Genomic DNA, 12,883 nt, shown 5'->3' with positions numbered 1-12,883 from the left:
CTATTGTTCTTGCATCATTCGAACATAATCATTATAAAAAAAGAGCGGAATCACATTTGCTTGGACTAATGCTTTTATTTTACATTGTGGTTCATGTAAGTGCAAACAAGTTCGAAACTTACATTCATTCGCATACTGAGCAAAAAAATGATAAGCTCGTGCTAATGATGCTTTCTGATAATTTTTGAAATCAAAAGTTGAAAAACCAGGGGTATCAGCAATCATTCCATCTAATAATTCATATAAGGCACTTGTTGTTGTCGTATGTTTGCCTCGTCCTAATGCTTTGGAAATTTCTTGTGTTTTAATAATATCATCTTGTAATAAAGTATTTAATGTTGATGATTTGCCACTACCAGTTTGACCAGTAAACACAGAAATTTTGTTTTGAAAAATCTGTTCAAATTGTTGTCATGTTTTTTTATCATCAATTTTATTACTAATAAAATAAACTTCATAACCTAACTGCGGATACCAATTAAAGTATTTTTGATAAAGATCATCAGATGTAATTAAATCTTTTTTCGTAAAAACAATTACTGGTTTTAAATCTTTATATTCAATAAAGGCTAAATATTTATTTAATAAATATGAATTGAAGGTTGGTTCTGCCATTGCGGTAATAATAATAACTTGATCAACATTGGCAATTCGCGGGCGATATAACTCATTTTTCCGTGGCGCAATTTGATAAATAATGCCTTGCTTGTTATTTTGCTTTTCAAACTGCACATAATCACCAACAACTGGTTTGATTTCTTGGTGACGAAAAATCCCTTTTGCCTTGCATACATAAATTTGATGGTCTGTATTGTTTTTCACATAACAAAACTCACTAATAATTTGTACAATCATTCCTGTTTGTTGCATATCTTTTTACCTCGGTAACAACAAGCAAAGGCATATCATTGTTGTTAAAAAAGCAACAATGAGAAAAATTAATCAAAAAACAACTTTAATTCGTAAAAACCATGGATAAGAATAATAACGATCCTGAACCTTACCTCGTTTGCCTTTAACTTCCAGGTAATTACGCAATTTTAATGGTTTATCATACTGATGCTCAGGTTTTTCAACAGCTTGTAAACTGGCATTAAATTCAGCAACTGTCTGAAACCGTTCTGCTGGTTCTTTTGCAATCGCTTTTAAAATAACATTTTCTAAACTTTGGGGCAATGTCGGATTTATTAATCGTGGTCGCAATGGTAATTCTTTGACATGTTTAACGGCAACAAAAGTTGGATTTTTTCCAACAAATGGTGCCATTCCAACAGCTAATTCATACAGCATAATTCCTAAAGCATAAATATCACTGCGCCGACTAGCTGGTCTTGATTGTACAATTTCAGGAGCCATATACTTTGATGTTCCAATAATTTTTCCTGATTCTAAGTCTTCACTGTTTTCTAAAATTGCCACGCCAAAATCAGCAACTTTAATTTTACCATCATAGGAAATTAAGATATTTTCTGGTTTAATATCACGATGAATAATATCGTTTTGGTGCGCCTCAGTAATGGCTAAATTAATTTCATCAAAAAAATATAATAATTCTTTCACAGTGCAAGGTCCTAATGTTAATAACCGATCTTTTAAAGTATAACCTTTTACTAATTCTAGAACCAAGCAATGACGATCATAAGCTTCAAAAGACCCATAGACCTTAACAACATTTTTGTGAGAAAATTGCGCAATCGAATTATATTCCTTATTAAAACGATCAACTGCTTCTTTATTTTTTGATAATGATAAAGCCATAATTTTAATCGCGACATATCGTTTTAATAACGTATCATATCCTTCAAAAACTTCAGCCATCCCACCATCAGCAATTTTAGCTAAAATCTGATACCGGTTATATAACATAGTTCCAACTGTAATTTGTTCCATCTTCTGTATCCTTATTTTAAATTATCTTCAACTTGTAAACATAATAACATAAAAATAAACAGAAGAAAGAACAAGAGTTAAAAAGATAATAAAAAATAACAGTTGTTAATCTGTTATTTCAAATATTAGTCCTGTTAAATTATCGGTTGATAAATTTTCTAATGCTCGATCAATTAAAATTTTAACTTTATCATTTAGTTTATTAGCTGACTTTAAACTTTCAATAATATCACCTTCATCAACATAATCATGAATGCCATCCGTTGACAATAAATACTGTCCTTTAATATCTTCAATAACATAAGTATCAATTTTTAAGGTTTTAGTTGGTCCTAAGGCACTTGTCAAGACTTTTCAAAAGGTATGCATATTATACTGTTTTTTATACTGGCCTTGAAACTCTAATTCTTGTTTTTCACGATATTCCGTTGAATTCTCCATATTTTGATCGGTTGTAATTTGATAAATTTTATCATAATGTAATTTATATAAACGAGAATCACCAATATTAATCACATATACTTTTTCATTCGCAATTAAAGCTGCTACAACAGTTGTTCCCATATCACTTGTGTCCGGATAAATTTGTGCATATGCCACCATTTCTTCTTGAATTGATAAAATAGTTTGACGAAATCATTTGTTAATTTCTTCATCTGTTAAATTGTTAAAATTTGTCCGTTTAAAATGGGCTACTAAACTGTCAACGGCCATTTTACTAGCAACTTCTCCATGTTGATGACCCCCCATCCCGTCACAAACAATAGCAATATAATTATTAAAACTATTGTTCGCAAAATCAAAGTAATCTTGATTACTGCCACGGTAAGCCCCAATATCTGTTTTGTATCCAAAGCGTATTTGCATAATTATTTTCTAATAATCCCTTCATTTTTGGCACGTAATTGACCACAAGCAGCATCGATATCGTGCCCAAATTCACGACGAACAATACAGTTAATTTTTTGCTGTTGTAATGTTTCAAAAAATTGATTAATTTTAGTGCTTCGTTGATAACCATTTTCAGCAACAGTATTATACGGAATTAAATTAACATAAGCGTTCATCCCCCGAATTAATTTTGCTAATTCTAAGGCTGTTTCACGACCATCATTCACATCTTCAATTAAAATATATTCAAAAGTAACCCGACGGTTAGTTTGTTCAATATAATAACGTACCACATCCATCAGTTTTTCAACCGGATAGGCTTTATTAATTGGCATTAATTGGTTTCGAATTGTATTGTTTGGAGCATGTAATGATATTGCTAAATTAACTTGGGTTTTTAAATCAGCAAATTGTCTAATTTTTGGAATTAACCCACAAGTTGAAATGGTAATATGTCGAGCACCAATTTGATAACCTTTTGGATCATTAATAATGTTCACGAAATTAATAACATTTTCAAAATTGTCTAATGGTTCACCAATCCCCATGACTACAATATGACTAACACGTTCACCACTTGCTGCTAAATAACGATTAACCATCATTACTTGTTGGACTATTTCAGCAGTTGATAGATTCCGCGTTTTTTTTAATAATCCTGAGGCACAAAAAGTACATGCCATATTACATCCAACTTGCGTTGTAACACAAACAGAATTTCCATAATTTTGCGGCATTAAAACTGTTTCAATTTTATAACCATCACTTAGCTCAAATAAGAATTTAACCGTCCCATCTTTTGACTGTTGTTGCACAGCAATTTTTAACGGTTCAATTGTATAATATTCTTGTAACTTAATCCGATCTGACTTTGAAATATTTGTCATCTCATCAAAAGAATATATGTTTTTAACATATATTCAATCAAAGATTTGCTCTGCTAAATATTTTTTAAAACCATGGGCCACTAAATCTAATTGTAGTTCCTGCTTTGGATATTCAAAAATTGATGTCATTATTTTCCACTCCATTTTACGTAATATAATTTTATCATAAAATAAGATTTGATAAAATAGACAAAAAACATTAATTTGTAAAAACCATACACATTTTAGACCACTTAAAGTTAGTACAATATATTAGGAGGTAAAAATGAGTAATAACATACTTAAAAAAAGAAGAATTATATTCATTACAAAGAAGAACAAAAATTTGATACAAAACTATTAAAAATGATCAGAAAGCAAATTATGTTTATACAAATTTAAATACATATTTTAATTTATGTCATAAATATCATATGAGAGAAAACTCACAAAATTTATTAATTAAAATGTTTTATCAATCAAAACAGACCTTTTATAATTAAGCTAAAAAGATAAAAAATTTTATAGCCAATAATTTTGATTTTAATCTTTTATACAAAAAATCTACCAAACCCATGAAAATAAGAAATCATTATCCTAAAATTTATAAGAAAAAAGTAGCACAAATGATGAAACATTATCGAACAAATTACGGAACTGAAATCTATGAATTCTATAATTTAACTTTAGCAAACCATTTTACATATAGAGGAAAACCTTTTCGTCATAATATTAAGACTCTAATGAAATGAAACCAAATATTCAACAATTATGTTACGAAAAAGAAAGAGTAAAAGATATATCATCGCTATGAAATGCAAGAATTGGGGCATATTCAACATAATATTAAAATTTTAACTCCCAATATGTCTGGTTTATCTAGAGATTTATATATTTATGATTTTATTGATGAAAAATCTCGTTTTGGTTTAGCATATGTCTCTGAAAATAAGTCACAATTAACAGCCAGTAGCATATTTAATAAAACTCACCAAGATTTTAAACAAAATAGTATAGAAATTAAACGAATTAGAACAGATAATGGTCCTGAATATGTTTACAGTTACAAACCCGAATATAAATATCATAAAAGCGAATTTACAAAAGCTCTAAATGAAAAAGAAGTTGCTCATCAGACAACTCCAATTCGTTCTCCCCAAAGTAATGGGAAGATTGAAAGATTTCATCGTAACTGAAATAAGTTTTTTGAATATCTACCCCGATATCCGAAAGATATCAATGATATCAGAAAACTGATTAAGATCTTTCTTAATTATTATAACAACATTCGGCGCCATAAGAGCATAAATCTTTTAACACCTGCCCAAGCTGTGTTAAAATTTTCAAAAGACTAACTGGTCTAAAATGTATATGATGTATTACAAAAAAAATTAAATTTAATAACTTAATATATATTTAATTTATTCTTTATTCTTCTCCTAAATTTTCATTTATAGTCTTAATTCAAGCTTTGATTGTTTGGATCCGACGTTTTATAGTATTATTACTTCTAATATTATACTTTTTAATATTTTTTTCTAAAATTAGGTCATCTAAAGTAAATAAATTTAAACTTATTAATTTTTCCTTTACTATCTTATAAAATTCTTGTTTATTTTTTAAATCCAAAATTTTTTGTCCTAAATTAGATAAAAAAATCATATTATTTTTATTATATTTTCATTTTTCAGCTAATTCCAAAAAATATAATGCATTAGCATAATAGTCTCATTGTCTTTCTGAAACTAAAGACTCAATATTTTCACTCACATCCCTATACAACATAGGTCTAATCTCAATTGAAATTAATAAATCATATATTTTATTAAGATCATCAGCTTGAGGAAAAATAATATTTATATTTTCTTTTTCAACAGCATTACTACTCATTTTCTTCCTTACCTCTACTATAAATTAACACTTCTTTAATTTTTTCTCTTTTTTTTGGATTACTATTTATATTTCTATTAGCATGTACTACTTCAATAATATAATATTTGACTTCTGATTTTGCATATTCTAACTCATTTGAATATAATTTTTTAATAAATTCTGTGGAACTATTACTAATGATAACATTAGCTTTTTTTTCTCTAATTAAATAATCAGAAAAAATTTTTAATCTAATTTGATCATTTCTTGTAAAACCTTTATTTGTATATTCTGTAAATTTTGCAGTACTGTCTATAGGATCATATGGTGGGTCAAAATATAATAAATCTCTAGATTTTACTAATGATCCTACAGACTCAAAATCATCATTCTTCATAATAATATTATTATTATTTAAATATTTTGAAACTTCTAATAAATTATCTATATCCAAAATATTTGAAATATTATTTTTTCCTATAGGAACATTAAATTGACCACTTTGGTTTACTCTGTAAAGTCCATTAAAACAACTCTTGTTTAAAAAAATTGTTCTTGCTGCCTTTTCAATATCTAAAATATTAATTCATTTTTCACTTCTATCTCAATTTCTAATTTCATAATAATATGTCTGATTGACTTCTAATTTTTTAACCATTTCTTTTAAAATATTAATTAATTCTAGAGGCTTTTCTTTTACCTGAGTATATAAATTAATTAATTCTCAATTGTAATCATTAATAACTGCATTTTTAGGCTTAATTCGAAAAAAAATTGCACCAGCACCAACAAAAGGTTCAAAATATGAGTTTTCATCTTTATTAAATTTAATAACACTATTAAGTTTTTTTTCAAATTCTGGAATTAGTCATCTTTTACCACCAACCCATTTTAATAAAGGTTTCATCAAATTTCACAAAACTCCCATCCTGATTTATACTGCCTAATTATCTTCAAACTCTCAATCATTATTTTCAAAATTAAAAATAATATTTTTAGAATAATCATCTCCCAAACTAAATGTTTTGTTTTGATCTAAAAATTCTATACATTTTTTGCTTCTTTCCAAAATATCTATAGGTAATATTTCATCTTTGTCATAAAATTCAACTAAAGTATTATCAAGATTTAAAGTAAATAGCTTATTGTTTTTTGCATAAGCAACTTTCTTCTTTGATCATACATCATTTTTTGCTGTTTTGTTCTTACTCTTAGTTATTAATGTAACATTCCCCAAATTATATATATATAACCTTTTTTTGTCGTTATCATCTAAAATTCCCTTTCATTCTTTTATATTCTCTCATTCTTTCGAGGGGGTTTGGGGGAAAATATGTTCTAATTCTAGATTCTTTTCTATTTTGATACCATCTGTACCTTGTTGTAAATATAAATATCTATGTTGAATAAACTTAAAAACATTATTTTGTTCAAAACTTGGTTTATATAATGCAGATAAAAACTCCTTTCTCAAAGAAGATTCTTTTTTAATCAATGGTGCTTCTAAAATATGATATGATATACCATTTATGTTATTAGAAACTAATTCATAAATATATCCTTCAATATGTGATGGAGAAAGATCTTTTACAATAATTGTTCTGAATAAGTAATTTATAAGTTTTAATAAAACATTGTTCATTTTTTTATAGTTTTCATTTGAAGTAAACTTATATGGTTTAAATGATAAAATTAATGGATAAATTTGTTTAAATGATAATAATGAAATTTCAAAAATTAAATTATAAGTACGTTCTGAGTCAGGAAACTCTTTTTTAACTCAATAATTTTCATCTACTTCATGAATTGCGAGATATGCTTCTGCAGCATCATATAATTCTTTTAATCATTCTTCTAAATTAGTCACCTTTTCTGAAATAACATTTTTATATAAAGAAAATAAATTTTTCTCTGTTACATTTTCTCCGTTTTCATTTTTTTTTACCATATTTAGAAATAAAATAATGTAAAAGAAACTTATCAATTAAATTAGATAATTTTTCTTCTAAATTTTCTGCTCATTCATCAGATATTATATCCATTTTGCCATTACTTTCATTGGTTTTATCAAACTCACTTATAATTTTATTTTTAAGTAAATCAGCAACTGTTAATTTTATACCAGAGTCATTAATTGTCTCAAACAATTGGAAAACATCTTCTAAAGTATTAATAGTTATTAAAATAACATTCATTTTTTTAATATAACTGATGCCAAATCATTAATTTCTGATGAAGTTAAATGCTTATTTTCTAATCAATTAGTAAAATATAATTTTGCTTTATAAATTTTAGTTTGTTTAAATTTATCCTCATTTCTTAATGTTGCTTCATAGTATGGTTGATCATACTTATTTAGTTCTATTTTATTAAGTGAAAAATCATGTAATCCATAATTTTGATTACCCATAAAATAAAATAAGCATTTACGGATATCACTTATTATTCTACTATCTATTTCTTCTTCAGATCCTGTCTCTTTATTATTTATTCTTATTTTACAATAATCCAAAAATGCTGATAACAATAATAAATATGTTGTAATCCGTTGTTGCCCATCAACAATATTTACAATGTTAGTATTCTTATTATTATCTACATGTAAAATAATAGTACCTGTATAGTGAATATCATCGTTTGAATTAGGATCTTTTTTCACAAATTCTCACATTTCATCAATACTATCAGAAAATTTTTTTCATTGTTCTACTCCCCAACTATATCGTCTTTGATATGGCGGTATTTTTAATTGTTGATATTTTTGCAATAAAGCTTCTAAACTTATTTTTTCTGGGTGATTTAACTTCATTTTATTCTCCTTTTGATGTACTAATAACATTATAATATAAAAAAATTTTAAATAAACAAAAAATAGTCTTCTTATTATTTTAGAATAAAAAGACTGATAAAAATCAGTCTTTAATACTTTACTAAATTTATTTAGTTTTTGGACTTTGTCCATTTTGAATTGGTGTTTTTTGCTGTTTTTGCATTTCAGCTAATAATTCACGCATATATGGTTTAATAACTTCTTGTTCACCACCATACACAATTTGCACCGATTCACCACGAACAATCATACCAGTACTTCCTCCTAAGGACTGAATCCCGTCCTTATTGACAACGCTACTATCCACAACTGATACTCGTAAACGTGATGCACATGAATCAACAGCGGTAATATTATCTGGTCCGCCTAAAAATTCAATAATTCTACGTGCTTTTTCACGTTTAGCAGCATCCCCTTTCGCTAATGGTACATCTTTATCACTATCTGCTTGTTTTGCTTTAAAATCAGCTTTAGTATATAATTTTGCACCACCATCACGACCAGGAATTGCAACTTTTCCATATTTAATACAGAAGTAGAAGGCCGCAAAGTAAATAGCAATATATGGAACTCCAATAACTGGAATTCAATAGAAGTTTGTTCCTTTACCACCAACAAATGGAATAATTCCAAAGACAACAAAGTCAATAAATCCTCCTGAGACTGTCATCGAGGTATGCACATGTAATAATCCCATTAACATAAACGAAATTGCACATAATGGCATATGAACACCATAGAATAACCACGGTGCAACAAATAAGAAAGTAAATTCAATTGGTTCAGTAATTCCAGTTAGGAAACAAGTAAAGGCCGCTGAGAAATAAATCCCCATCACTTGCTTACGATTTTGTTTTGGAACACTAAATCACATTGCTGCGGCAGCAGCAGGTAACCCAAACATCATAAAAGGAAATTTTCCAGCTTGGAACCGACCAAGATTTAATCCCATATGTTCCACCATTGTAAAGGTAATTTTTGAATCAGCAATAATTTTATACATAATTGTTTGATCTCCAACTGCGGAAATTGTTGAAGCATTTAATGATGATACTCAAGTATTAATAGCCACTGTTGCATCAGCAGCATTCATTTTTGCCACATCAACACTAGCATCAATATATCCAGCACCTTGTAAATCTTTTAAGAATGCAATATAACTTAACGGGTCTTTAAGAACATTGGCAATTAAATCCGCCATACTCCCCCCCGCTTGTGTTCACCACAATGGTGAATAAAAAACGTGATGTAAACCAAATGGTACTAATGATCGTTCAAAAATCTCAAAAATTAGTGAATCCAACCCAACTGGTAATTTTCCTGAGTTATTTCCAAATCAGGCTAATCCTGTTCCAATTAAGGGCCAAATAATCATAAAAATAAATGCTAACGGAATTACCGCCAAAAACATAATAATTGGTACTAATTTAGTTCCACTAAAGAAACTAAGAGCTGAAGGCAATTGTGTTTTATGAAAACGATTAAAAGCAAAAGCAGCAATCGCTCCGACAAAAATTCCCCCAAAAACTCCAGTATTTAATGAATTAACTCCTAAATTAGCAGTTAGTAATTTGCTTTGCACAGCTCAACTTTGACCAGTATAAAATAATAAATTATATTGGTCAGTTACTCGTGTTGAACTAACAATTACAATTTTTGCATTTGGATCAGCAACTAATCGTGAATAAATTTCACTTGTTCGCATATAATCTAATAATCCATCCGCCGTTAATAACGTTGGACTCTCTGATGTTAAGCCATCAACAGTTAGGCCTTTAATTGGATTAGTAATCCCCTCAATATCAACAACATATTGAATGTGGGCAAATGCTTCGTTTAATAATGATAATTGAATAGCATTAAAAACTAAAAAACCAACTACCGATGTTAAAGCTGCAACTCCAGCATCTTCTGTATAAGCCATAGCCACTGAAATACAGAATAAAACTGGTAGATTACCAAAAGCAATATCACCCATTTTATTTAAAAAATTCCCAAAGTATCACGCTGCTGAAGCAGGGTCAACTTTTGATGAAATTGTTGCCCCAACGCCTAAGAAAATTCCGGCAATGGGTAACAACGCAATTGGTAACAAGAACGCTTTACTAAGTTTACTTAGCGTTGCCATTGTTCGTTGGTTTGACCGTTTTCATCATGCCCGTGATACAAATGGCTTAAGTTTTGCTTGCTCACTCATTTTAACTATTTCCTTTCAAAATTAATAAGTCAATAAATAAGGTAAGGTTTTATCCTTTAAATTTAAAATAATGTTATCTTTTATAAAACTATTAGAAAAAGAGCTGATATTCCAATAACATAGCAAAAAAATGCTCCGTATAAAGCAATATTTCGCTTAATATAATTTCATAAATCTAATTTTGTATTATTTTTTGCATAATAATCGCCACTATTTGCCAAGCGCCTTTTTTGCATAATGTAAACAATTAATAACAATGTTCCAACAATAATACCAAAAAGCATAATTGCTAAATATGTAACATTTTGTGGTGATAAACTTAAAATCATTTTGGCTGTTTTACTCTTTTCTATTAAAATAATTTTATAAGATTTCATTATTTTATGTTTTTATTTTAGAATATTTTTCTTTAAAAATCTATAATTTACATTTTTTAATAAAATTAGCAAATCATTTTTTATTTTATATTTTATCTAATATGTTGTAAAATAAAAATAGTTGGTATTATGAAAATAATTTTCATGGCAATCATAAAGAAAGGAGTTTCTATGTTATCCTTATTAACATATGATAAAACTAACTTAACCGATACGGAACTATCAGTTATTGAACAAATTTATCAAAATCCTTTATTATTTACGAGTAAAACCATCTCTGAATTGGCGAAAGCTTATTATGTTAGTGAATCAACAATTACTCGGATGGCAAAACACTTAGGTTTTAAAAATATCAAAGAATTACAGATGCATATTTATGAACGATTAAATTTTTTTAAACAGAATTATGAAACTAATGAAACCATGAAATTAAAAGATATTGCTAACAATATGCGTGTCTATTATTCTTATAGTATCCATGAAACAATTGACAATATTGATTTAGACGCCTTAGATCGTTTAATTAATGATATTGTCATTAAAAAGCGAATTGTCGCTTTTGGTATTGGCAATTCATTCCTTGCCTGTCGTGTTTTACATAGTAACTTAAATATGATTGGTTATAACTGTTTTACAACAGAAAATATCCATTCGCTAATGGTTACAATGTCAAATGTTGATGAAGATGATTTAATTATTATTTTTAGTAAATCAGGAAAAACGAATGAAGTTGTTAATATTATTAATTTAGCAAATAAACTTGGGATTGAAGTGGCGCTGATTACTAACAATCCCAATGCTGATGAGCTATACAAAATTAAGCATAAAATCCTTTTTGAAGTTCATACCAAAGAAAATGAACGTTTCCCTGCTTTATCATCGAAAATTGTGCAAATTTTAATCTCCGATATTATTTTTCGTAGTTTATTAAAAATTCATCCAAATTTAGAAGAAAATATTAAAGCGGCAAACGCAATTACTGAGGAATACAACAAAAAAGCTATCAAAAAATAAAAACGTTTAATTTAGACTAATCCCTACGGTAAATACAAACTTTGTATAATCCTAATGGGATTTTTCTATGCTAAATTAGACGTTTTTATTTTGTTCAATCTCAAACATTTCTTTAGTATAGTTAAACACACTACCATATTGTTGAACAACATTTGCAACTGGTAAATCAGCTTTAATTTCTCCATCTGCTAAATAAATGATACGATCACAAAAGCGTTCGATTTCTTCCATATTATGTGAAACCAAAACCATTGCGCGGTGATTAATAATAATATTTTGCTCTAAAAATTGAAAAATAACCTCTTTAACAGCAATGTCTAACCCCGTTGAAACTTCATCCAAAATAACTAATTGAGGCTGATGAATTACTGATAATAAAATATTTAATCGTTGTTGTTGACCACCTGATAATTTAGCAATGTTTTTTTTCATTACTGTTGTTAATTGATACGTTTCTAATAACTTGTTAATTTCAACTGGTGTTAAATTTAATTTAAAAGTATCGCAATAATATTTAATCATATCAAACGGCGTTAATCCTGGCGGATACTGTGAATTTTGAAATTGAATCCCAATTGTTAACTGGTGATGATAAACAATTTCACCACTACTAGTTTTACGAACCCCAGCAATAATCTCACTTAATGTTGTCTTACCACTACCATTTGCCCCAATTAACCCGATCTTTTCATTTTGATGAATGGTAAAATTAATATCTTTTAACACATATTTTTGATGGTATTTTTTACTAACTGCCTTTACTTCTAAAATAACTTCTGTCATAATCTGCTCCTTTAACAACAGTAATTAAACTCTTTTTTATTCTACCATTAAATAATTGCGAAACTTATTTTTACATCAATTCTAAATTAGAAAAAGTTTTTTTACTAAAAAATAGGAAAAATAGTAATTTACCAAAATTTACCATTTTTTGAAAAAAATAATT

At 27.8% G+C, this 12,883-nt stretch carries 14 protein-coding genes; 2 read left to right on the top strand and 12 right to left on the bottom strand.

Going from position 1 to position 12,883, the window contains the following annotated elements:
* From rsgA to rlmN, 4 genes are all read right to left on the bottom strand, one after another.
* Entirely contained in the window at positions 1 to 870 is an 870-nt protein-coding gene (gene rsgA, locus E7Y35_RS06145; RefSeq protein ID WP_283272110.1) for a ribosome small subunit-dependent GTPase A, read from the bottom strand.
* A 6-nt stretch (positions 871 to 876) separates the two neighbouring features.
* Positions 877 to 1,890 (bottom strand): serine/threonine protein kinase, encoded by a 1,014-nt coding sequence (locus E7Y35_RS06140; RefSeq protein ID WP_283272109.1) that lies wholly within the window; start codon positions 1,888 to 1,890, stop codon positions 877 to 879.
* Positions 1,891 to 1,995: 105 nt separating this feature from the next.
* Positions 1,996 to 2,757 carry a PP2C family protein-serine/threonine phosphatase gene (locus E7Y35_RS06135; RefSeq protein WP_283272108.1) on the bottom strand — a complete coding sequence of 254 codons (762 nt, stop codon included), beginning with the start codon at positions 2,755 to 2,757 and terminating at the stop codon, positions 1,996 to 1,998.
* Positions 2,758 to 2,759: 2 nt separating this feature from the next.
* A complete protein-coding gene (gene rlmN, locus E7Y35_RS06130; protein ID WP_349306614.1) occupies positions 2,760 to 3,800 on the bottom strand; it encodes a dual-specificity RNA methyltransferase RlmN in 1,041 nt (346 codons plus the stop codon).
* Positions 3,801 to 4,462: 662 nt separating this feature from the next.
* Between rlmN and E7Y35_RS06125 the strand changes: the two genes are divergently transcribed.
* Entirely contained in the window at positions 4,463 to 5,002 is a 540-nt protein-coding gene (locus E7Y35_RS06125; protein WP_283272106.1) for an integrase core domain-containing protein, read from the top strand.
* Positions 5,003 to 5,075: 73 nt separating this feature from the next.
* Here E7Y35_RS06125 and E7Y35_RS06120 read toward each other — a convergent pair whose 3' ends face one another.
* From E7Y35_RS06120 to E7Y35_RS06090, 7 genes are all read right to left on the bottom strand, one after another.
* Positions 5,076 to 5,537, bottom strand: a complete 462-nt coding sequence (locus tag E7Y35_RS06120) for a DUF7226 domain-containing protein (RefSeq protein WP_283272105.1) — start codon at positions 5,535 to 5,537, stop codon at positions 5,076 to 5,078.
* The gene (locus E7Y35_RS06115) at positions 5,530 to 6,426 is read right to left on the bottom strand and encodes a DNA adenine methylase (protein WP_283272104.1); all 897 of its coding nucleotides are present in this window, start codon (positions 6,424 to 6,426) and stop codon (positions 5,530 to 5,532) included. Before E7Y35_RS06115 ends, E7Y35_RS06120 begins: the two co-directional genes overlap by 8 nt.
* Positions 6,427 to 6,462: 36 nt before the next feature.
* Positions 6,463 to 7,386 (bottom strand): HNH endonuclease family protein, encoded by a 924-nt coding sequence (locus E7Y35_RS06110; protein WP_283272103.1) that lies wholly within the window; start codon positions 7,384 to 7,386, stop codon positions 6,463 to 6,465.
* Positions 7,387 to 7,405: 19 nt separating this feature from the next.
* A complete protein-coding gene (locus tag E7Y35_RS06105; RefSeq protein WP_283272102.1) occupies positions 7,406 to 7,714 on the bottom strand; it encodes a hypothetical protein in 309 nt (102 codons plus the stop codon).
* A complete protein-coding gene (locus E7Y35_RS06100; RefSeq protein WP_283272101.1) occupies positions 7,699 to 8,328 on the bottom strand; it encodes a DUF262 domain-containing protein in 630 nt (209 codons plus the stop codon). The genes E7Y35_RS06105 and E7Y35_RS06100 overlap by 16 nt, the downstream gene beginning before the upstream one ends.
* 127 nt (positions 8,329 to 8,455) lie before the next feature.
* Positions 8,456 to 10,546, bottom strand: a complete 2,091-nt coding sequence (locus tag E7Y35_RS06095; protein WP_283272100.1) for a PTS transporter subunit EIIC — start codon at positions 10,544 to 10,546, stop codon at positions 8,456 to 8,458.
* 80 nt (positions 10,547 to 10,626) lie between these two features.
* On the bottom strand, positions 10,627 to 10,875 hold the full coding sequence (locus tag E7Y35_RS06090; RefSeq protein ID WP_283272099.1) for a hypothetical protein: 249 nt from the start codon (positions 10,873 to 10,875) through the stop codon (positions 10,627 to 10,629).
* A 219-nt stretch (positions 10,876 to 11,094) separates the two neighbouring features.
* Between E7Y35_RS06090 and E7Y35_RS06085 the strand changes: the two genes are divergently transcribed.
* On the top strand, positions 11,095 to 11,937 hold the full coding sequence (locus E7Y35_RS06085; RefSeq protein ID WP_283272098.1) for a MurR/RpiR family transcriptional regulator: 843 nt from the start codon (positions 11,095 to 11,097) through the stop codon (positions 11,935 to 11,937).
* A 75-nt stretch (positions 11,938 to 12,012) separates the two neighbouring features.
* Here E7Y35_RS06085 and E7Y35_RS06080 read toward each other — a convergent pair whose 3' ends face one another.
* Positions 12,013 to 12,720 (bottom strand): ABC transporter ATP-binding protein, encoded by a 708-nt coding sequence (locus E7Y35_RS06080; RefSeq protein WP_283272097.1) that lies wholly within the window; start codon positions 12,718 to 12,720, stop codon positions 12,013 to 12,015.
* Between the last annotated feature and the right edge of the window lie 163 nt (positions 12,721 to 12,883).

Origin of the sequence: Spiroplasma sp. SV19 (assembly GCF_030060925.1) — a bacterium.
Classification (GTDB): domain Bacteria; phylum Bacillota_I; class Bacilli_A; order Mycoplasmatales; family Mycoplasmataceae; genus Spiroplasma.
Note: the sequence above shows the minus strand (reverse complement) of the source record. Positions and strands in the feature narration are given on the sequence as shown.